The 21,724-nt window shown below is 55.5% G+C and carries 13 protein-coding genes and 3 tRNA genes; 14 read left to right on the top strand and 2 right to left on the bottom strand.

Annotated elements, in window-relative coordinates; translation table 11 throughout:
- Positions 1 to 399: 399 nt before the first annotated feature.
- The 5 genes from gltB (at position 400) to eno (ending at position 10,466) form a co-directional block, all read left to right on the top strand.
- Positions 400 to 4,842 carry a glutamate synthase large subunit gene (gltB, locus tag CXF87_RS05480; RefSeq protein WP_101145795.1) on the top strand — a complete coding sequence of 1,481 codons (4,443 nt, stop codon included), beginning with the start codon at positions 400 to 402 and terminating at the stop codon, positions 4,840 to 4,842.
- A 36-nt stretch (positions 4,843 to 4,878) separates the two neighbouring features.
- Entirely contained in the window at positions 4,879 to 6,297 is a 1,419-nt protein-coding gene (locus CXF87_RS05485; protein ID WP_035564444.1) for an FAD-dependent oxidoreductase, read from the top strand.
- 278 nt (positions 6,298 to 6,575) lie between these two features.
- Positions 6,576 to 8,231 carry a CTP synthase gene (locus CXF87_RS05490; RefSeq protein ID WP_101145796.1) on the top strand — a complete coding sequence of 552 codons (1,656 nt, stop codon included), beginning with the start codon at positions 6,576 to 6,578 and terminating at the stop codon, positions 8,229 to 8,231.
- Between the two features lie 12 nt (positions 8,232 to 8,243).
- Positions 8,244 to 9,095: a 3-deoxy-8-phosphooctulonate synthase gene (gene kdsA / locus CXF87_RS05495; protein ID WP_101145797.1), complete on the top strand. Its 852-nt coding sequence runs from the start codon at positions 8,244 to 8,246 to the stop codon at positions 9,093 to 9,095.
- An 81-nt stretch (positions 9,096 to 9,176) separates the two neighbouring features.
- Entirely contained in the window at positions 9,177 to 10,466 is a 1,290-nt protein-coding gene (eno, locus tag CXF87_RS05500; protein ID WP_101145798.1) for a phosphopyruvate hydratase, read from the top strand.
- Positions 10,467 to 10,976: 510 nt separating this feature from the next.
- Here the strand turns inward: eno and fdxA are convergent.
- Both fdxA and mutS read right to left on the bottom strand, forming a co-directional pair.
- Positions 10,977 to 11,300: a ferredoxin FdxA gene (gene fdxA, locus CXF87_RS05505; protein ID WP_008957517.1), complete on the bottom strand. Its 324-nt coding sequence runs from the start codon at positions 11,298 to 11,300 to the stop codon at positions 10,977 to 10,979.
- A 341-nt stretch (positions 11,301 to 11,641) separates the two neighbouring features.
- A complete protein-coding gene (gene mutS / locus CXF87_RS05510) occupies positions 11,642 to 14,203 on the bottom strand; it encodes a DNA mismatch repair protein MutS (RefSeq protein ID WP_101145799.1) in 2,562 nt (853 codons plus the stop codon).
- 83 nt (positions 14,204 to 14,286) lie between these two features.
- Between mutS and CXF87_RS05515 the strand changes: the two genes are divergently transcribed.
- The 9 genes from CXF87_RS05515 to CXF87_RS05555 all read left to right on the top strand — a co-directional run bounded on the left by CXF87_RS05515 (position 14,287) and on the right by CXF87_RS05555 (position 21,701).
- Positions 14,287 to 14,820, top strand: a complete 534-nt coding sequence (locus CXF87_RS05515) for a CinA family protein (protein ID WP_101145800.1) — start codon at positions 14,287 to 14,289, stop codon at positions 14,818 to 14,820.
- Positions 14,821 to 14,924: 104 nt separating this feature from the next.
- Entirely contained in the window at positions 14,925 to 15,998 is a 1,074-nt protein-coding gene (gene recA, locus CXF87_RS05520; RefSeq protein WP_035564432.1) for a recombinase RecA, read from the top strand.
- A gap of 24 nt (positions 15,999 to 16,022) precedes the next feature.
- Positions 16,023 to 16,487, top strand: coding sequence for a regulatory protein RecX (locus CXF87_RS05525; RefSeq protein WP_101145801.1), 465 nt, complete (start codon positions 16,023 to 16,025; stop codon positions 16,485 to 16,487).
- 223 nt (positions 16,488 to 16,710) lie between these two features.
- Positions 16,711 to 19,320, top strand: a complete 2,610-nt coding sequence (gene alaS / locus CXF87_RS05530) for an alanine--tRNA ligase (RefSeq protein ID WP_101145802.1) — start codon at positions 16,711 to 16,713, stop codon at positions 19,318 to 19,320.
- Positions 19,321 to 19,559: 239 nt separating this feature from the next.
- Positions 19,560 to 20,810 (top strand): aspartate kinase, encoded by a 1,251-nt coding sequence (locus CXF87_RS05535; RefSeq protein WP_101145803.1) that lies wholly within the window; start codon positions 19,560 to 19,562, stop codon positions 20,808 to 20,810.
- Positions 20,811 to 21,003: 193 nt separating this feature from the next.
- Positions 21,004 to 21,192: a carbon storage regulator CsrA gene (gene csrA, locus CXF87_RS05540; protein ID WP_007111501.1), complete on the top strand. Its 189-nt coding sequence runs from the start codon at positions 21,004 to 21,006 to the stop codon at positions 21,190 to 21,192.
- A 133-nt stretch (positions 21,193 to 21,325) separates the two neighbouring features.
- A tRNA-Ser gene (locus tag CXF87_RS05545) sits at positions 21,326 to 21,418 on the top strand.
- Positions 21,419 to 21,504: 86 nt separating this feature from the next.
- Positions 21,505 to 21,581, top strand: a tRNA-Arg gene (locus tag CXF87_RS05550).
- A gap of 43 nt (positions 21,582 to 21,624) precedes the next feature.
- Positions 21,625 to 21,701, top strand: a tRNA-Arg gene (locus CXF87_RS05555).
- Positions 21,702 to 21,724 lie beyond the last annotated feature (23 nt).

A 21,724-nucleotide genomic window follows, 5' to 3' on the forward strand; every position in this document is an offset into this window, starting at 1 on the left:
GTCTGTGAACTTAACCCGGTTGCTACGCTTTCAATAATCCGTATGCCTTATGCGCTATCGGCATGGGTGGTTTTCCGTGAATAAGACTAAAGTCTAATGGAAAATAAAGAGTCCTAAAGTGGCGTTTCTTTTCGTTACAAGCCTTTGAAGTATATGTATTTTTTTCTTGAATGAGAGTGCAAATACAGGATTTGAAAAGAGTTTCTCTAACGTTATAAGCACCAAGCGATTGCGCAACGTGGGCGCTAATCGCTATGCTGACCGGCCATTTTCTTGCGGCAGCGAACGTGGGAAACACCCCATTCTGGGCAGGTTATAAGCATCATAAAAAAAGCAAAACCGTCCTTTATACCATAAGCACGCTGCTAAAAAAATACGTTGACTAGTAGAGGCACGCCCATGAATAGAGGTCTTCACCAGCCTGGCGAGTTTCGCGATAACTGTGGTTTTGGCCTGATTGCCCATATGGAAGGCCAGGCTAGCCACGATTTGCTGAAAACTGCCATTGAATCACTGACCTGCATGACCCACCGGGGTGGTATCGCTGCCGACGGAAAGACCGGCGACGGTTGTGGCTTGCTACTTAAAATGCCCACTCCCTTTATGCAGGCGCTGGCCAAAGAGGCATTTGACGCTGAATTGGGCGAACGCTTTGCTGTGGGCGTGGTGTTTCTGCCCAACGATGACGCCCGTGAAGCAAATGCCCGCGATATCTTAACGCGTGAGCTTGAAGCGCGCGGCCTCAACGTATTGGGCTGGCGCGATGTGCCTACCGACCCCAGCGTTTGTGGCCCCATGGCGCTGGACTGCCTGCCGCGTATTCGTCAGCTTTTTGTACAGCCGGGTCTGGGTGAACACTTCGATGTTGACCTCTTTATGGCTCGTCGCCGCGCTGAGCAGGCGCTGCGTGACGAAGAAGACTTCTATGTCGCCTCGCTATCGTCGGAAGTCATCTCCTATAAAGGCCTGGTGATGCCGGAAGATCTGCCGGCCTTTTATCACGACTTGAATGACCCGCGTCTGGAAACTGCCATTTGCGTTTTCCACCAGCGCTTCTCGACCAATACCGCACCGCGTTGGCCGCTGGCACAGCCGTTCCGGCTGTTGGCGCACAATGGTGAAATCAACACGATTGAAGCCAACCGCGGCTGGGCAAACTCGCGTAAAGCCAACTTCGTTAACGAGCGCCTGCCGGATATCGCCGAGCTGGACGAAATCGTCAACACCACCGGTTCTGACTCCTCAAGCATGGACAACATGCTGGAAGTGCTGCTGACCGGCGGCATGGAACTGCACCGCGCGGTACGCATGATGGTGCCGCCCGCGTGGCAGAACGTTGAAACCATGGACGCCGAGCTGCGCGCCTTCTACGAATACAACTCCATGCACATGGAGCCGTGGGACGGTCCTGCGGGCGTGGTGATGACCGACGGTCGCCAAGCGGTCTGTATGCTGGACCGAAACGGCCTGCGCCCGGCGCGCTGGGTGATTACCAAAAACGGCTATATCACGCTGGCATCGGAAACGGGCACCTACGGCTATAAGCCGGAAGACGTGGTGGCCAAAGGCCGTGTTGGCCCCGGTCAAATGCTTGCCGTAGACACCCAGACCGGCGAAGTGCTGCATACCACCGATATCGATGAGCGCCTGAAGTCCGCCTACCCTTATAAGCGTTGGTTAAAGCAGGAAGCCAATTATTTAGAGTCGGCGCTAACCGAGTTGGCGCGTTTCCAGAGCATGGATACCGATTCGCTCAACGTGCAGCAGAAACTGTTCCAAGTGAGCTTTGAAGAGCGCGACCAAGTGCTGCGTCCGCTGGCGGAAAGTGGTCAGGAAGCCGTTGGCTCTATGGGCGACGATACACCGATGGCGGTGCTCTCCAGTCGTCCGCGCCTGCTGACGGATTTCTTCCGTCAGAAGTTTGCCCAGGTCACCAACCCGCCGATCGACCCACTGCGTGAAGCGATCGTGATGTCGCTGGAAACCTGCTGTGGTGCTGAGCTGAACGTCTTTAAAGCGACGCCTGAGCACGCGCATCGCTTGATCTTGACCACGCCGGTACTGTCCCCACGCAAATTTACCGCGTTGGTCAGCCAGGATGATCCGGCGTTTGCCAGCTATACATTGTCGTTGGGTTACGATCCTGAACAGCAGAGCCTGCACCAAGCGCTTAAAGCGCTATGTGAAGAAGCCGAAGCTCAAGTGCGCGCCGGTAAAGTCATTCTGGTACTCACCGATGCCGAGCTGGCGAAAGGGCTGATTCCCATACAGGCCGCCCTGGCCGTGGGTGCCGTGCACTCTCACTTAGGCCGTTTGGCGCTACGCCCCAACGCCAATATCGTGGTGGAAACCGGTTACGCACGGGATGCACACCAGATGGCGGTGCTGTTTGGCGTGGGTGCGACGGCGGTTTATCCGTGGCTCGCTTATCAGGTCATGGCGGATATGCATCGCACGGGCGAGCTAACCGGTAACCCGGCTGATGGCCGCGAGAATTACCGTAAAGGTCTGCAGAAAGGCCTGTTCAAGATCCTGTCTAAAATGGGTATCTCGACGCTGGCCTCCTACCGCGGCTCAATGCTGTTTGAAGCCGTGGGCTTGGCGGACGAAGTAATGGATCTGTGCTTTGTCGGTATGGCGTCGCGCATCCAAGGCGCCGGTTTTGCCGAGCTGCAGATGCAGCAAGCGCTGCTGGCGAAAGACGCCTGGATTCCGCGTAAAGGAATTTCTCAAGGTGGCATGTTCAAGTATGTCCACGGCCACGAGTACCACGCTTATAACCCCGATGTAGTGATGTCGCTGCAGGCGGCGGTTCAGGAAGGCAGCTACACCAAGTGGAAGAAGTTCGCCCAGTTGGTGAACGAGCGTCCGGTGGCCACCATTCGTGACTTGCTCAAGCTCAAGCCGGCAGAAACGCCGATTGCGCTGGAGGAAGTAGAGCCGGTTGAAGAGCTGCTGCCGCGCTTTGATAGCGCCGGTATGTCGTTGGGCGCGCTCTCGCCGGAAGCTCACGAAGCGCTGGCCCAGGCCATGAACGAAGCGGGCGGCCGCTCCAACTCTGGCGAAGGCGGTGAAGACCCGGCGCGCTACGGCACTATCCGTAGCTCGAAAATCAAGCAGATCGCCTCCGGCCGTTTTGGCGTGACGCCCCATTATCTGGTCAACGCAGAAGTACTGCAGATCAAGGTCGCCCAGGGCGCCAAACCCGGTGAGGGCGGGCAGCTGCCTGGCGGCAAAGTGAACGAACTGATTGCCCGGCTGCGCTACGCGGTACCCGGCGTCACGCTGATTTCACCGCCGCCGCACCACGATATTTATTCTATCGAAGATTTGGCCCAGCTGATTTTTGACCTCAAACAGGTCAATCCGGATGCCCAGGTGTCGGTGAAGCTGGTATCGGAACCGGGGATCGGCACGATCGCCACCGGTGTGGCCAAGGCCTACGCGGATTTGATTACCGTGTCCGGCTACGATGGCGGCACGGCGGCCAGCCCGCTGACCTCGATCAAACATGCCGGTTCTCCTTGGGAGCTGGGGCTTCCTGAAGTGCATCAGGCGCTGCGTATCAACGGCCTGCGCGACAAGATTCGCCTGCAGACCGATGGCGGCCTAAAAACCGGTCTCGACGTTGTTAAAGCGGCGATACTCGGTGCAGAGAGCTTCGGTTTTGGCACCGCGCCGATGGTCGCGTTGGGCTGTAAGTACCTGCGCATCTGTCACCTCAACAATTGCGCCACCGGTGTCGCCACTCAGGATGATTTCCTGCGCGGCGAGCACTTCCGTGGCACCGTGGATATGGTTAAAAACTACTTCCGCTTTATTGCCGAAGAAGTGCGTGAGCTGATGGCGGTATTGGGTGTGCGCAAGCTGACCGATCTAATCGGGCGTACCGATTTGCTTGAAGTGTTGGAAGGCAACACGGCTTCCCAGCGTAAGCTTGATCTTACGCCGCTGCTAGCGAATGATTTTGTGCCTAAAGATGCACCGCAGTTCTGTAAGGTCAGCCGTAACGTGCCGCACGATCCGGGTGCTAAAAACCAGGAAGTGCTGGCGGCGCTGAAAGACGCCATCGAAAATCGCTCGGGCGGTGAGTTCGATTTCACCATCACCAACTGCGACCGCAGTGTGGCGGCGCTAACCTCTGGCGCGATTGCCAAGCGCTATGGCGAAGAGGGCCTGGAAACGGCACCGATCACCGCTCGCTTTACTGGCGTAGCAGGCCAGAGCTTTGGGGTGTGGAATGCGCGTGGCTTGAATTTGTATCTCGAAGGCGACGCCAACGATTACGTCGGCAAGGGCATGAACGGTGGCAGTATTGTGATTGTGCCGCCCAAAGTCAGCCAGTTTGAGAGCCATAAAACGGCGATTATCGGTAATACCTGCCTGTACGGGGCCACCGGCGGTACATTGTTTGCAGCCGGTACGGCGGGTGAGCGCTTCGGGGTGCGTAATTCCGGTGCTTCTGCAGTCATTGAAGGCGCAGGCGACCACTGCTGCGAATACATGACCGGCGGTTTGGTCTGTGTGCTTGGTGAAACGGGCGTTAACTTCGGCGCAGGTATGACCGGTGGGTTTGCCTATGTGTTGGATGAAGATCGCACCTTCGTGGATAAATACAACCATGAGCTGGTTGAGATTCATCGCGTCAACACAGAGGCCATGGAGGCGTATCGTCGTCACCTGCGTGAAATGATTGAAGCCTATGTGGCCGCGACGGGTTCCGCGCGCGGGGCGGCTATTTTGGAAGACTTCAGCGACTATGCGCGCCACTTCTGGCTGGTGAAGCCAAAAGCGGCCAGCCTAGGTAGTTTGCTGGATCAGTCTCGGCGTCAGCCGCAATAACTCGCTTATGCCCCTCACGCTGACAGGAGAGAGATCATGGCTAACCGTTTAAATAACGATTTTCAGTTTGTCGATGTGGGTCGTAAGGACCCACAAAAGAAAGATGCCCGCGCCCGTGCTAAAGAGTTCGCGGAGATCTACGAACCGTTCAAGCCCACCGACGCGGCAAGCCAAGCGCACCGCTGCCTGCACTGCGGTAACCCGTACTGCGAGTGGAAGTGCCCGGTGCACAACTACATCCCCAACTGGCTGCAGCTGGTGGTGGAAGGCAACATCATTGAAGCCGCTGAGCTCTCGCACAAAACCAACTCGCTGCCCGAAGTGTGTGGCCGTGTGTGCCCGCAGGATCGTCTGTGTGAAGGCGACTGTACGCTGAACGATGGCTTTGGCGCGGTGACCATTGGTTCGGTGGAGAAGTACATCACCGATACGGCGTTTGCCATGGGCTGGCGTCCGGATATGTCCCACGTTACCTGGACCGACAAGAAGGTCGCCATTATCGGTGCAGGCCCTGCGGGCTTGGGCTGTGCCGACATTCTGGCCCGTAATGGCGTCAAGCCGGTGGTGTTCGACAAGTACCCGGAAATCGGTGGCCTGCTGACCTTTGGTATTCCCGAGTTCAAGCTGGAAAAGAGTGTGATGGAGCGCCGCCGCGCGGTGTTTGAGGAGATGGGCGTCGAGTTCCGCCTTAATACCGAAATCGGCACCGATATCGAGTTTGAAACCTTGATGCAGGAGTACGATGCGGTATTCCTGGGGATGGGCACTTATAAATACATGGAAGGCGGCTTCCCTGGCGAAGATCTGCCGGGCGTTTACAAAGCGCTGGATTTCCTGATTGCCAACGTCAACCGCTGTCTGGGTTTTGAAAAAGATCCCAACGACTATATCTCCATGGAAGGCAAGCGTGTGGTCGTTCTGGGCGGCGGCGATACGGCGATGGACTGTAACCGTACTTCCATTCGCCAGAACGCTACCAGCGTGACCTGTGCCTATCGTCGTGACGAAGGCAATATGCCGGGGTCGCGCCGTGAGGTCTCCAATGCCCGTGAAGAGGGCGTTGAGTTTCTGTTCAACCGTCAGCCGGTGGCGGTCGTCGGTGAAGAGAAGGTCGAAGGCGTGAAGGTGGTTCGCACACGCTTGGGCGAGCCGGACGAAAATGGCCGTCAGCGTCCTGAAGTGGTGCCCGGCTCTGAAGAGATCATCGCGGCGGATGCCGTGGTCATTGCTTTTGGCTTCCAGGCCAGCCCCGCGCCGTGGTTCGATAGCTCGAATATCCAAGTCGATGAGCGTGATCGCGTCACTGCACCTGAGCATGGGCAGTACGCCTTTCAAACCAGCAACGAAAAAATCTTTGCCGGTGGCGATATGGTGCGCGGCTCTGATTTGGTGGTCACGGCGATTTACGAAGGCCGCCAGGCTGCAGAAGGCATTCTGGATTACCTGGGCGTGTAATTCGTCTTTATCCAGGCTGAGCGGGGCCGAATTGGCCCCGCGACTACCCCGGCATCAGGCCAACGCGAGGGCGCTGTGAACCCATCCATGGGCGCTACTTTCGCCATCCCTGGCGAAAGACCCTCGCTTAGGCCTGATCCCGGCGTCGCTATGTGCAATGATCCATTGGCTATCTTCGGCAGTTCAAATTGAGCCTTAGGTCGTAATCTGCTAGTCTGTCGACCCATCCTGGCGTGGCTTTCTGCCGTGCCTTCTGATCACGTTTCGACAGGTTATCCATGACACGATATATCTTCGTGACCGGCGGCGTTGTGTCCTCTCTTGGCAAGGGCATCGCCTCCGCCTCGCTTGCGGCGATTTTAGAGGCCCGCGGCCTTAAGGTCACCATGCTCAAGCTCGACCCGTACATCAACGTGGATCCGGGCACCATGAGTCCCTTCCAGCACGGTGAGGTGTTCGTCACAGAAGATGGTGCCGAAACCGACCTTGATCTCGGGCATTACGAGCGCTTTATTCGCACCAAGATGACTCAGCGCAACAACTTTACGACCGGTCGTGTTTACGAGCACGTACTGCGTAAAGAGCGCCGTGGCGACTATCTAGGCGGCACCGTTCAGGTGATTCCGCATATCACCGACGAGATTAAAGAGCGCGTTTACGCGGGCGGTGAAGGCTTTGATGTGGCGCTGGTGGAAATCGGCGGCACGGTCGGTGATATCGAATCACTGCCTTTCCTTGAGTCCATTCGCCAAATCCGTAGTGAACAGGGTGCTAACCGCGCGCTGTTTATGCACCTGACCCTGGTGCCCTACATCAAAACGGCGGGTGAGACCAAAACCAAACCTACCCAGCACAGCGTCAAGGAGCTGCGCTCCATCGGTATCCAGCCGGATATTTTGATTTGCCGCAGCGAAGTTGAGCTGGAAGAGAGCGAGCGTCGCAAAATCGCTCTGTTTACCAACGTCGAAGAGCGTGCCGTAGTGCCGCTTCAGGATGCCGATACGATTTATCGTATTCCGCTGATGCTCCATGAACACGGCCTGGATGAGATCGTTTGCGATAAGCTGCGCCTGGAAGCCCCTGAAGCAGATTTATCAGAGTGGGTGAAGGTGCTCGATGCCAAGCTCAACCCGCTCAAGTCCGTCAGTATCGCCATGGTCGGTAAGTACATGGAGCTGCTGGATGCCTACAAGTCGCTCAACGAAGCGCTGATTCACGCCGGCATCCAAGGTCGCATTAAGGTCAACGTCGACTATATTGACTCCGAAGACATCGAGCGCCACGGCACCGAGCGCTTGGCGGGCAAAGACGCCATTCTAGTGCCCGGCGGTTTTGGCGAGCGTGGCGTGGAAGGCAAGATTATGACCGCCCAATTCGCGCGTGAAAATAACGTTCCCTATCTGGGTATTTGCCTGGGCATGCAGGTAGCGGTGATTGAGTTCGCTCGCAACGTGGCGGGTTGGAAAGACGCCAACTCCACCGAGTTTACCCACGATACCCAGCATCCGGTGGTGGGCCTGATTACTGAGTGGCTGAATCCGGAAGGCAAAATCGAACTACGCGATGCGGCGTCTGATTTAGGTGGCACCATGCGTTTGGGCGGTCAGGTCTGTCATCTGGCATCCGGCACCAAAGCGCGCGAAGCCTATGGGGCTGACGAGATTGTTGAGCGCCATCGTCACCGTTTCGAGGTCAATAACCAGTTTATTGATGAGCTTGAAAAGGCGGGACTGGTTATTTCGGGTAAGAGCGTCGACCAATCACTGGTTGAAGTGATTGAGCTGGCTGACCACCCTTGGTATGTGGCCTGTCAGTTCCACCCGGAATTCACCTCCACGCCGCGTGATGGTCACCCGCTCTTCTCAGGCTTTGTGAACGCCGCGTTAGAGCATAAAACAGCGCGTAATCGCGCCCATGCGCATTCTCAGGAATAAGAGGGCAACAGCATGGCTTCTCAAGAGCATCATATTAACGTAGCCGGCTTAACCGCCGGCAATTCCTTGCCGCTTATGCTGCTGGGCGGCATGAACGTGCTGGAATCTGCTGAGCTTGCCGACGAAGTTGCCCAAGCCTACGTCACGGTGACTCAAAAACTGGGTATGCCCTACGTTTTCAAGGCCAGTTTTGATAAAGCTAATCGTAGCTCGATTCACTCCTATCGCGGCCCGGGTATGGAGAAAGGGCTGCAGATATTGGCCGATATCAAAGCCCGCCACAACGTGCCGATTATCACCGATGTGCACGAACCCTGGCAGGCTGAAGCAGCGGCGGAAGTGGCCGACATTATCCAACTGCCAGCCTTTTTGGCCCGCCAAACCGATTTGGTAGTCGCTATGGCCAAAACCGGCGCGGTCATCAACATCAAGAAGCCGCAGTTTTTGGCGCCCCATGAAATGCGCCATATCATCAGCAAGTTTCAGGAAGCAGGTAACGACCAGCTGATGCTCTGCGAGCGTGGCTCAAGCTTTGGTTACAACAACCTGATTGTTGATATGCTGGGCTTTGGCGATATGAAGCAAACCGGGTATCCGGTATTTTTTGATGTGACCCACGCACTGCAACGCCCAGGTGGGCGTGCAGACAGTGCCGATGGTCGTCGGGCTCAGGTGGCTGAATTAGCGCGCGCAGGCGTGGCTGTTGGCCTTGCAGGGCTGTTTTTAGAAGCTCACCCTGACCCTGATAACGCCAAATGCGATGGTCCTTGTGCACTCCCGCTGGATCAGTTGGAGCCGTTTTTAACTCAGCTTGCCCAACTGGATGCGCTGGTAAAAGGGTTTGAGCCGCTAACCATTCGTTAGCGTGTGGCTTGATAGGCCGTGTTTTGCTGATTAGGGCGTTATATTAATAATTTTATCTGACTTACCGTTAAGGAAACTGCCATGACCAAAATTGTTGCTATCAGTGCGTTGGAAGTGCTGGATTCGCGTGGTAACCCCACCGTACAGGCGAACGTACGTCTTGCCAGCGGCGCTGTTGGTGAAGCCTGCGCGCCCAGCGGTGCTTCTACCGGCTCACGTGAAGCATTAGAGCTGCGCGACGGTGACAAGTCGCGCTATCTGGGCAAAGGCGTGCTGAAAGCAGTCGATGCGGTTAATGGCAAGATCCGTGATGCGTTGCTGGGTATGGATGCGCGTGATCAGCGCGGCTTAGACGATGCCATGCTGGCGTTGGACGGCACGGAGAATAAAGCGAACTTGGGCGCGAACGCGATTCTGGCCGTTTCCCTGGCGGCGGCTAAAGCCGCTGCTAACGCCAAAGGCGTACCGCTATATGCCCACATTGCCGAGCTTTACGGCCAGCCGGGTCAGTACAGCATGCCGGTGCCGATGATGAATATCATCAACGGTGGTGAACACGCGGATAATAACGTTGATATCCAAGAGTTTATGGTTCAACCGGTAGGTGCGCCTAACTTCCGCGAAGCGCTGCGCATGGGCGCGGAAATTTTCCATGCTCTGAAAAAAGTGCTTTCGGCGAAAGGCCTCTCTACCTCCGTTGGCGACGAGGGCGGCTTTGCGCCGAACCTGGCGTCTAACGCTGATGCGCTGGCAGTCATCAAACAAGCCGTTGCCGATGCTGGCTACGAGCTGGGTAAAGACGTCACGCTGGCGCTGGACTGTGCCTCTTCCGAATTCTACAAAGACGGTCAGTACAACCTTTCCGGTGAAGGCAAAAGCTATGATGCCCAAGGCTTTACTGATTACCTAGCAGGCCTGTGCGCCGATTACCCAATCGTGTCCATCGAAGATGGCATGGACGAGTCCGACTGGGCAGGCTGGAAAGCGCTGACCGACAAGCTAGGTGATAAAGTGCAGTTGGTGGGTGACGATCTGTTCGTGACCAATACCAAGATTCTCAAGCGCGGTATCGATGAGCAGATCGGTAACTCTATCCTGATCAAGTTCAACCAGATCGGCTCGCTCTCCGAGACCCTGGATGCCATCAAGATGGCCCAGGATGCAGGCTTTACTGCAGTGATTTCGCACCGCTCTGGTGAAACGGAAGACACCACTATTGCTGATTTGGCGGTAGGTACCTGCGCTGGCCAAATTAAAACGGGTTCATTGTGCCGTTCTGATCGCGTTGCCAAGTACAACCGTTTGCTGGTGATTGAAGCGGAACTAGGGGATGTGACCTATCCTGGCCTAAAAGCGATCAAAGGTCAGTAAAGTGCCAATATTGAATGAGGTTTGTAAGTGATGTCTCAAGATTTTGTAAGAGATGTCTTACAAAAGCCGACGAGAATCGCTTGGTTTAAGGTAAGAAAAAGCGAAATTTTCCACTAATTAAAATTTAAGCTTTTGTTTTTAAATATAATTGTGGAATTAAGGCGAGTCGCCAAGACTCGCCTTTTTGCATTTTGGCTTTGTTGAGAAGCCTACATGATCTGCCACAATACACGCAGGACAAGGGGAGGCAAGGATGCTTCAGACAGGATGCAACGGGATGTAGGACGGATGCGCCGGGCGATGCAGAGAGGTGAGCCCCGGCAGGGAAGACATCTGAGGAAGTTGATACAGGGAGTGGTCAGAGGAAGTGCTTGGAGCGGGCGGCCTACGGGTCGCCTTTTTTTTGCCTCTTATTTGGCAATACACGCTTGGCAACCCCATAAAAAACCAGCGCTTTTTTCAAAAAAAACGCTGGTTATAAAGTAACAGCAGAGCAGGCGTGAGTAACGCTTAACGCTCTAACTTCTCAAGCTTGCCGGGCTTGCCGTCCCACTCTTCGGCGTCAGGCAGCGGATCCTTCCTTTCGGCAATATTGGGCCATACTTCTGACATTTCAGCGTTAATCTCAATAAACGCCTCTTGCCCATCCGGCAACTCATCCTCTGAGAATATCGCCTCAGCGGGGCATTCTGGTTCACACAGTGCGCAGTCAATACACTCGTCAGGGTGAATAACCAGGAAATTCGGGCCCTCGTAGAAACAGTCGACCGGGCAGACTTCCACACAGTCGGTGTATTTGCACTGGATGCAGTTCTCGGTAACGACAAACGTCATCTTGCTATCCCTCTTGCAGGGCCAGGTAGCTCCTGGCCATGGTCAATCGTGAATGGTTATAAATCAGCCGTTTTTTATAAGCTAAAAGTTTGAGCGACATTCTAGTGGTGCGCCTACCTGGCGGCAAGCGCCTTATGATTCCAGTTGGTAGCAATGCCAGTACAGGTTTCCGCGAGGGCGCTGTAAACCCGTCCGTGGGCGCTACTTTCGACATCTGACCGCCATGGATGGCGGAAATGCCGGAATTGTCGGGAACATTTTCCGGCCCTGTCGAAAGACCCTCGCTTCAACTTGCCCTGGCACCTGAATCTCACTTATCGCCTTTCATTCCATAAGCACCATTAGATCAGGTCTCGCCATTGATACAACAGCGACAGCGCTTCCCGCGGCGTTAAACCATCCATATCGACATTTTCCAATGCCTCCACCACCGGGTGCGGTGCGGCTGCAAACAGGTCGTTTTGCTGGGGAGCCGTTCGCGGCGCTTGCGCTGTGTTATCTACATCGCGCTGCTCCAGGCTCATCAGCTTCTCACGGGCCCGTTTAATCACATGACCAGGTACGCCCGCTAATTGAGCGACCTGCAAACCGTAACTCTGGCTAGCCGGGCCTGCTTCAATGCGGTGCATGAACACGATGCTGTCGCCATGCTCGGTCGCCGTTAGGTGAATATTGGCTACGCCCTCCATGTGTTCAGGTAGGGCGGTCATCTCAAAATAGTGGGTGGCAAACAGCGTTAGTGCACGCCCCTTGGCAAGATGTTCCGCACTCGCCCAGGCCAGCGATAACCCGTCAAAGGTGCTAGTGCCGCGGCCAATTTCATCCATCAAAATCAAGCTTTGCTGGGTGGCATTGTGCAAAATATTGGCCGTTTCGGTCATCTCGACCATAAAGGTGGAGCGTCCGCCTGCCAGATCATCCGACGAGCCAATGCGGGTAAATATCCGATCCAGCGGACCGATCTCGGCGGCATCGGCGGGCACAAAGCTGCCGCAGTGGGCGAGCAGAGCAATTAGCGCTGTTTGCCGCATATAGGTCGATTTACCACCCATATTAGGGCCAGTAATAATCAGCATATGCTGGTCGGGGTTAAGCGTAACGTCATTGGGCACAAAGGGCGTTTCGCTAACCTGTTCAACCACAGGGTGCCGCCCCGCCTCGATACGAATGCCTGTGGCCTCGCTCAGCGTCGGGCGCACCCAGCTCAACGCCTCGGCGCGTTCGGCAAAGGCGCACAGCACATCCAACTCCGCAAGCGCTTGAGAAGTGCTTTGTAGCGCGTGAAGGCTGTCATTCAGCTCGCCCAGCAGGCGGTCATAAAGCCATTTTTCACGGGTCAGTGCGCGGGATTTAGCCGACAGCGCCTTATCCTCAAACTCTTTGAGTTCAGGAATGATAAAACGCTCGGCGTTTTTCAGCGTCTGGCGGCGAATATAGTCAGCGGGTGCTTGCTGCGCCTGGGAGCGCGGCAGCTCGATAAAGTAGCCATGTACCCGGTTATAGCCGACTTTGAGATTAGCAAGTCCGGTACGCTCGCGCTCGCGGGTTTCCAGCCGAACAAGATAGTCGCCCGCGTTCTCGGCCATGCCCCGGTGCTCGTCGAGCTCGGCATCAAAGCCGTTGGCAATCACCCCGCCATCGCGGATCACCACCGGCGGATTCTCAACTAGCGCGCGGCTAAGCATGTCAGCCATTTCAGGGTAGGGGCGGATATGCGGGCGCAGGCTATCCAGCGCGCTGCCGTTCTCTACCTCGCCCAACTGCTGTTCAAGGGTAGGCAGAGTGACCAGGGCGTCACGCAGACGCGCCAAATCCCGTGGCCGGGCGCTGTACAGCGCGACCCGGGCCAGAATGCGCTCCACATCGCCCACATCGCTCAACGTCTCGCGCAGCGACATGTAGGCGGCATCTAGGCTTAGCAACGCCACGCCTGCATGGCGGTTTTGGACAATCTCTCGTTGGCGCAGCGGACGATTCAGCCAGCGTTTGAGTAGCCGCGAGCCCATGGCGGTGGTGCAGGTGTCCAGCACGCTCGCCAGGGTGTTGTCGCTATTGCCACCCAGGTTAATGTCGATTTCCAGATTACGTCGGCTGGCGGCGTCGATCACTACTGCATCGTCGCGATTCTCAACGCTAATCGCGGTCACGTGGGGCAAGCGCGAGCGCTGAGTGTCGCGGGCGTAATCAATCAGCACCCCGGCGGCAATCAGTGCAGTGGTCAAGTGCGCGCAGCCAAAGCCGCGTAAATCCTGCACTTCAAACTGATCGCACAGGCTGCGGGTGGCGCTCTCCAAATCAAACAGCCACTCGCCCTGGCGACGCAGGCTGCGCTTTTGCGACCAGGCATCGGGTAGCGTCAGGCTTTCGGGCACCAGCAACTCAGCAGGGGAGAGGCGAGTAAGCTCGGCGAGCATTTCGGCTTCGCTCTCCACTTCCAATACATTGAAGCGGCCGCTAGAGAGTTCTAGCCAGGCAAGGCCCCAGCTATCTTTACCGGGGGAGACCGATACCAGTACGTTGTCGCGGCGGGCATCGAGCAGCGCTTCATCGTGGAGCGTGCCGGGGGTAACGATACGTACTACTTGGCGGTCAACGGGCCCTTTGCTGGTCGCGGGGTCGCCTATCTGTTCGCAGATCGCTACCGATTCACCGCCAGCGACCAGACGCGCCAAATAGCCTTCAGCGCTATGGTAAGGTACACCCGCCATCGGGATCGGCTTCCCCCCCGACTGGCCGCGCTGGGTAAGGGTAATGTCCAGCAGTGCGGCGGCGCGCTTGGCGTCGTCGAAAAACAGCTCGTAAAAATCCCCCATTCGGTAAAACAGCAGAACCTCGGGGTGTTCGCGTTTGATCTTTAAATACTGCGTGATCATTGGCGTGTTAGGGGGAATGGCCTGTGACATGGGCGTCCTGATTGAGCAATTTCTTTGAGAAAGCTAAACACAGTATTCTACGCTGAACAGACGACTCACTTGAAGGAGCGACCATAGTGCCCAGCGTATCTAGCCTGAAAAATCTTGATTTGACGCTGCTAGCTCAGCGGCTAGGGCGGCTTTGTCAGCAGTTGAAGGTGGAAGTGACCGCCGCTGAATCCTGCACGGGCGGTGGTATTGCCAGTGCGATTACCAGCACGGGGGGTAGCTCTGCTTACTTTACAACGGGCTATGTGACCTATGCGAACGCGGCTAAGACCCGCCTGCTCGGCGTGCCAGACGCTATACTGGCAGAACACGGGGCGGTGAGCGAAGAAGTAGTGAAAGCGATGGTGCAAGGCGCCTGCCGGGATAGCGGTGCGGGCTTGGGCGTTGCCGTTAGTGGGGTGGCCGGGCCGGATGGTGGTAGTGCTGAAAAGCCGGTGGGTACCGTTTGGCTCGCCTGGGGTGATACCGCTGAGCAGCAAGCCGAGTGTTTCCACTTCCCTGGGGATCGCCAAGCAGTGCGCGAGCAGGCAGTGCGGCAGGCGCTGGCAGGGCTGGTGGCACGCCTGGATGCGCGGGTGAAGGCAGGCAAGCAGGGGTAGGGGTAGGAAAATAGTTAAGAGAAAGCGTGATCAAGGATTTGTTTACGGCACAATCTTTGGCATACTACTGGGTAATTATACAGCTTGTTATGAGGAATCTCTGAATGGCTCAGGATGACAACCGCACAAAAGCGCTAAACGCTGCACTCACCCAAATCGACCGTCAGTTCGGCAAGGGCACCGTCATGCGTCTAGGTGACGCACCGCGTGTGGTCATGCCGTCGGTTTCCACGGGTTCGTTGGGTCTGGATATCGCACTTGGCATCGGCGGGCTGCCGTTTGGCCGCGTAGCTGAAATTTTTGGTCCGGAGTCCTCGGGTAAGACAACGCTGACCCTTTCGGTGATTGCGCAAGCGCAAAAGCAAGGCAAAGTGTGTGCGTTCGTGGATGCCGAGCACGCTCTGGATCCAAGCTATGCCGAAAAGCTAGGCGTCAACCTGGATGATCTACTGATTTCCCAGCCGGACACTGGCGAGCAGGCGTTAGAAATTACCGATATGCTGGTGCGTTCCGGCGGTGTTGACGTGATTGTTATCGACTCTGTCGCTGCGTTGACCCCGCGCGCTGAAATCGAAGGCGAAATGGGCGATACCCATGTTGGCCTACAGGCACGTTTGATGTCTCAGGCGCTACGTAAAATTACCGGTAATATCAAAAACGCCAACTGCCTGGTGATCTTCATCAACCAGATCCGCATGAAGATCGGCGTGATGTTTGGTTCACCCGAAACCACCACCGGCGGTAACGCGCTTAAGTTCTACGCCAGTGTGCGTCTGGATATTCGCCGCACCGGCTCGGTGAAAGTAGGCGATGAAGTCACCGGTAACGAAACCCGCGTGAAAGTAGTCAAAAACAAGGTGGCACCGCCATTCCGCCAAGCTGAATTCCAGATTCTTTACGGCAAGGGTATCTACCACGCTGGCGAGGTTATTGACCTGGGCGTGCAGTGCAATCTGGTCGATAAAGCCGGTGCTTGGTACAGCTATAAAGGCAAGAAAATCGGCCAGGGTAAAGCAAACTCCGCGCTTTATCTGGAAGAGCACCCAGACATTATGCTCGAAATCGAAACGCAGATTCGTGAGCAGCTCTTGGCCAAGCCTGATCCTAAAAAGGAGAAGGAAGGTGCCCCTGCCGAAGCAGCGGCTGAAGTGGATGCCAACGATGACGATCTGCTCTAAGTCTTTTCTAACCGAGACAATCTAATGGCCTTTATGTCTCAGCGCGATGCCACTCCCCGTGACATCGCGATTGGCTTACTGGCTCGGCGCGAATACTCTCGCGCCGAACTAGCCCAGCGCTTAAAGAAAAAAGCCTTCGACGATACCGCTATTGACGAGTGTTTAGACGCTCTGGCCGAACAGGGCTTGCAATCTGATGCGCGTTTTGCAGCTAGTTTCGTACGCTCGCGCATTCTGCGCGGCCAGGGTGTTATTCGTATTAAAGGTGAATTGCGCCAACGCGGCGTCGACCAGGAAACCCTTAACGCTGCTTTTGAAGAGGTGGAGGAGGGGGAGCAGATTGACTGGTTCGAGCTAGCCCGGGAAACACTGACGCGGCGCTTTGATAGCCCCGGCGAAACACCTAAAGAGCGCGCTCGACGCGAGCGCTTTCTGGCTAGTCGTGGCTTCGATTTTGAGCAAATCCGCTATGCGCTTTCCTGTCTGTAATACATTTTCTCTATCTCTGTAATACTTTTCCCCTGCCTATAAAACGCCTGCTCTTACTTTTCTAATAGCGCTCTCATACGCTTTTCTAGCTATTTGTTTGCCTCTCTGCCACTAAGTGCGGCTTTAGTCGTTTGACAACTGCGCTATAATGGCCTCTTTGCGACCCCTGAGGGTAGCGTCGACAGCGCCCTGGGACACCACGCTTTCTTGTTACGGATACCCTATGAAAAGCGCAGAAATTAGACAGGCCTTTCTCACCTTCTTTGAAGAGCAGGGGCATACGATTGTACCCACCAGCTCTTTAGTGCCGGGCAATGACCCGACGCTGCTGTTTACCAATGCCGGCATGGTGCCTTTCAAAGATGTATTTCTGGGTCGCGACCCACGCCCCTACGTGCGTGCAACATCTGCGCAGCGCTGCGTACGCGCAGGCGGTAAGCATAATGATTTAGACAATGTCGGCTATACCGCACGTCACCACACGTTTTTTGAAATGCTGGGTAACTTCAGTTTTGGCGACTACTTCAAGCACGACGCCATACGCTTTGCCTGGGTATTTCTGACCGAAACGCTGGGTCTGCCTAAAGAGAAACTGTGGGTAACGGTACATGTTAGCGATGACGAAGCTGAACGTATCTGGAAAGACGAGATCGGTATTGACCCCGAGCGCTTTTCCAAATTAGACGAAGATAACTTCTGGCAGATGGGCGACACCGGTCCTTGTGGCCCGAGTTCGGAAATCTTTTTTGACCACGGTCCAGAGGTATGGGGCGGCCCTCCCGGTAGCCCGGAAGAAGATGGCGACCGCTACATCGAAATCTGGAACCTGGTGTTCATGCAGTTTGATCGTGATAGCCAAGGTACGCTCAACCCGCTACCCAAGCCCTCTATCGATACCGGTATGGGCTTGGAGCGCGTAGCTGCCGTCATGCAGGGCGTGCATTCCAACTACGAAATTGATCTGTTCCAGAGCCTGCTGCAGGCTGCGGCTAAAGCTACCGGGCACCCTGATACCACTACACCTTCGCTGCGCGTGATTGCCGACCACATCCGCTCTTGTGCCTTCCTGATTGCCGACGGTGTACTGCCTTCTAACGAAGGGCGTGGCTATGTATTGCGTCGCATCATTCGCCGCGCGATCCGCCATGGTCACAAGCTGGGAGCCGTAGAGCCGTTCTTCCACAAGCTGGTGGACGCGCTGGATGCCGAAATGGGTGATGCGTATCCAGAGCTTCGCGAAGCGAATGACCAGATCACTCGGGTACTGTTGAAAGAAGAAGAGCAGTTTGCTCGCACCCTGGACCATGGCATGGGGCTGTTGAATGCAGCCTTAGCCGAGCTGGATGGCAAGGTGCTGCCGGGTGAAACAGTGTTTAAGCTTTACGACACCTACGGCTTTCCTTTTGATCTCACCGCTGATGTGTGCCGCGAACGCGGCGTCACTCTCGATGAAGAGGGCTTTCAGCAGGCCTTAGAGGCCCAACGCGAGCGTGCCCGGGCGGCTAGCCAGTTCGGCGCTGATTACAGCGCCTCTATTGAACTTGACGGTGAGACCGCTTTTACTGGCTATGACCGCCTGGAGGATCAAGCCAAGGTAACGGCACTGGTCGACAGCGAAGGCAATGCGCTGGCTGCGCTGAAAGCGGGGCAGAAGGGCGTTGTGGTGCTAGATCGCACGCCATTTTACGGTGAGTCCGGCGGCCAGGTGGGCGATACCGGCTACCTGTATGTCGACGGCGGTCGTTTCCAGGTAACGGATACCCAAAAGCAGAGCGGGCATCACTTACACCAGGGCATTATGGTGGAAGGTTCGCTGAGTGTCGGTGCTAGCGTACGCGGCGAAGTGGATGCCAGCCTGCGTACCGCCACGATCCGTAACCACTCGGCGACTCACTTGTTGCACAAAGCGCTACGTATGGTACTAGGCGATCACGTGCAGCAAAAAGGCTCGCTGGTTAATGCTGAGCGGCTGCGCTTCGACTTTAGCCATTTTGAGCCGATGACTGCCGAGCAGTTGGCGGAAGTCGAACGGCTGGTCAATGAGCAGATACTGGCTAATGCGCCGACTAAAACCGAGCAAATGAGCCTGGATCAAGCCAAAGCCAAAGGGGCGGCGGCGCTGTTTGAGGCCAAATACGCCGAGAATGTGCGGGTACTGACGATTGGTGCCGACGACTTCTCTATCGAGTTGTGCGGTGGTACCCACGTGGCACGCAGTGGCGATATCGGCTGCTGTCATGTGATGAGTGAAGTGGGCATTGCCTCTGGTGTACGTCGTATCGAAGCGATTACCGGCGAAAACGCACTAACTTACTTCCGCGAGCAGGAAGCTCGCCTTGAGCGCTTGGGGGAACGTTTGAAGACCAAGCCTGAGCAAGTTGAAGCGCGGGTAGAGTCTCTGGTTGAGCGCAATCGTAGCTTAGAAAAAGAGTTGGAGCAGCTTAAAGCCAAGCTCGCCAGTGCTGCGGGTAGTGACATGCTGAGTCAGGTGCAAGAGGTCAACGGCGTTAAACTGTTAGCGACGCAGCTGGAAGGTGTCTCTGGCAAAGACCTGCGCGGCATTCTTGACCAACTTAAGAATAAGCTCAGTTCCGGGGTCATTATCCTTGGGGTTGCCGATCAGGCGGCGGGCAAAGTCAGCCTGATTGCCGGGGTAACCCAAGATTTGACCGGCCGAGTGAAAGCCGGTGAGCTGGTTAACCATGTTGCCTCTCAAGTGGGAGGTAAAGGTGGTGGCCGCGCGGATATGGCTCAGGCAGGAGGTAGCCAGCCCGATGCCCTGCCGGATGCGTTGAAGAGCGTACCGGCATGGTTGGAAAACGCACTTAGCTAAACCCAAAGGCCGGTGGCATGATTGTCACCGGCCTTATTTATTTAGGAGATCTCTGATTAACTATTGCGCTTGTTCATACGACGTTGAAATTAGCTTCAAAATGCTCATTTACTTTATGTAAACTCCGCTTTTTCATCTAATTTCGCCTTGTCTGAACTGCGCTCATTACGTTAATCAAAGACTCCTAGTGATAAATGTAACTTCACCCTCCATTCCCGAACGCATAGGAAAAACGGCATATGGCACTATACGTACAGAAGTTCGGCGGCACTTCGGTGGGCTCTGTCGAGCGTATCAAGGCCGTAGCGGAAAAAGTTAAGGGCTTCCGTGATCAAGGCCATCAGGTGGTGGTTGTGGTCTCCGCTATGAGCGGCGAAACCAACCGCCTCACGGACATGGCTCAGGCACTTAATGACGATCCCGCACCGCGCGAGATGGATATGCTGCTGTCGACCGGCGAGCAGGTGACGATTTCACTACTCGCCATGGCGCTGCAGCAAATTGGCGTGCAAGCCACTTCACACACTGGCGCCCAGGTAGGTATCCATACGGACAGCGCCTATACCAAGGCGCGCATCCAGCGCATCGAAACCGACGACCTGAAAGCTGACCTGGCAGCAGGGCAGGTGGTGGTCGTAGCCGGTTTCCAAGGGGTGGATGAGGACGGCAACATCACTACCCTGGGTCGTGGTGGCTCTGACACCACGGGTGTGGCCCTGGCCGCCGCACTTGGCGCCGATGAGTGCCAGATCTACACCGATGTGGACGGGGTATACACTACTGACCCGCGTGTATGTTCCAAAGCGCAGCGCTTAGAGAGCATTACCGTGGAAGAGATGCTGGAGCTGGCCAGTCTCGGCTCTAAAGTACTGCAGATCCGCGCGGTAGAGTTTGCCGGTAAATACAACGTGCCCCTGCGGGTGCTGTCGAGCTTTGAAGACGGCCCCGGTACCCTAATTGTTGCAGAAGCAGACAAAGACGAGGACGCTATGGAAGAACCACTGATCTCCGGTATCGCCTTTACCAAGAATGAAGCCAAACTGACCTTGCTCAATACGCCGGATGTGCCAGGCGTCGCTTCTCGTATTCTTGGCCCGATTGCCGATGCCAATATCGAAGTCGATATGATCGTACAGAACGTTGCCCCGGCTGGTGACTATACTGATTTCACCTTTACAGTTGCCAAAGGCGATTACAAAGCAACCAAGAAACTGCTTGAAGAGACGGTGATCCCGGATTTAGGTGGCGGCGAGCTGCGTGGTGATGACAACATCGCCAAGGTCTCCTTGGTCGGTGTGGGAATGCGCTCTCACGCGGGTGTGGCATCAAAAATGTTCCGCGTGCTGGCTGATGAGAACGTCAATATTCGTATGGTCTCCACCTCTGAGATTAAAATCTCAGTCGTCATTGATGAGAAGCATATGGAACTTGCCGTCAATGCGTTACACAAAGCCTTTGGTTTAGATAAGACAGATATCGAATCTGAATAACATTAATGCCTTAAATCTTCTACGCTGAAGGGGTACTTGCTGCCATGTGGTGGTGAGCTTTCTTTCAACGGGAGGTTGAGGTGTCATGGAGCCGGAGCCGTTGGTGACAGGCAACGCTATGCCGCATAATGGCCTAGTGTTGCCTCGGTCTGACATATCCCGTTGCATAAAACGTCTGAAAAGGAGATCAGCCATGCTCATCCTAACTCGTCGTGTTGGCGAAACCTTGATGATCGGTGATGAAATCACTGTCACCGTACTAGGTGTGAAAGGCAATCAAGTGCGTATCGGTGTTAATGCGCCTAAAGATGTTGCGGTTCACCGGGAAGAGATTTATCAGCGCATTCAGCGTGAAAGAAATAGTGAAAACGAAGTGGAATAAGACTTGCGGGTTTGCACGATGACGCGATGCTTAAGACGTAAGCTTGTAGGTAAGATATGGCCGGTGTGAAAAAAATCCGTAGAAGGCTAGACATAAGAACCTCAAATCGGTAATATTCGCGCCGTGCCGTTGAGGAGAGGTGGCCGAGTGGCTGAAGGCGCTCCCCTGCTAAGGGAGTATAGGGTTTATAGCCCTATCGAGGGTTCGAATCCCTCTCTCTCCGCCAATAGCATGGCCATTAACTACTTAGCTATAGAAAGTGCTTAGTTAGACATTACTCTTTTAGCTAGAAAGTACATGGTCACAAGGTATGCGCCCGTAGCTCAGCTGGATAGAGTACCTGACTACGAATCAGGGGGTCGGAGGTTCGAATCCTCCCGGGCGCGCCACCTACTTAGTAGCAGTATTAGTAAATATTAGTTGTAACATTACGCGCCCGTAGCTCAGCTGGATAGAGTACCTGACTACGAATCAGGGGGTCGGAGGTTCGAATCCTCCCGGGCGCGCCAGATTTCAAAACCCGCTCTCTTAA

It is taken from the genome of Halomonas sp. MES3-P3E (assembly GCF_002836035.1).
Classification (GTDB): Bacteria; Pseudomonadota; Gammaproteobacteria; order Pseudomonadales; family Halomonadaceae; genus Vreelandella; species Vreelandella arctica.

Coding starts and splice junctions, on each gene's coding strand:
- gltB (WP_101145795.1), top strand. CDS start 400: ATGAATAGAGGTCTTCACCAGCCTGGCGAGTTTCGCGATAACTGTGGT.
- CXF87_RS05485 (WP_035564444.1), top strand. CDS start 4,879: ATGGCTAACCGTTTAAATAACGATTTTCAGTTTGTCGATGTGGGTCGT.
- CXF87_RS05490 (WP_101145796.1), top strand. CDS start 6,576: ATGACACGATATATCTTCGTGACCGGCGGCGTTGTGTCCTCTCTTGGC.
- kdsA (WP_101145797.1), top strand. CDS start 8,244: ATGGCTTCTCAAGAGCATCATATTAACGTAGCCGGCTTAACCGCCGGC.
- eno (WP_101145798.1), top strand. CDS start 9,177: ATGACCAAAATTGTTGCTATCAGTGCGTTGGAAGTGCTGGATTCGCGT.
- fdxA (WP_008957517.1), bottom strand. CDS start 11,300: ATGACGTTTGTCGTTACCGAGAACTGCATCCAGTGCAAATACACCGAC.
- mutS (WP_101145799.1), bottom strand. CDS start 14,203: ATGTCACAGGCCATTCCCCCTAACACGCCAATGATCACGCAGTATTTA.
- recA (WP_035564432.1), top strand. CDS start 14,925: ATGGCTCAGGATGACAACCGCACAAAAGCGCTAAACGCTGCACTCACC.
- CXF87_RS05525 (WP_101145801.1), top strand. CDS start 16,023: ATGGCCTTTATGTCTCAGCGCGATGCCACTCCCCGTGACATCGCGATT.
- alaS (WP_101145802.1), top strand. CDS start 16,711: ATGAAAAGCGCAGAAATTAGACAGGCCTTTCTCACCTTCTTTGAAGAG.
- CXF87_RS05535 (WP_101145803.1), top strand. CDS start 19,560: ATGGCACTATACGTACAGAAGTTCGGCGGCACTTCGGTGGGCTCTGTC.
- csrA (WP_007111501.1), top strand. CDS start 21,004: ATGCTCATCCTAACTCGTCGTGTTGGCGAAACCTTGATGATCGGTGAT.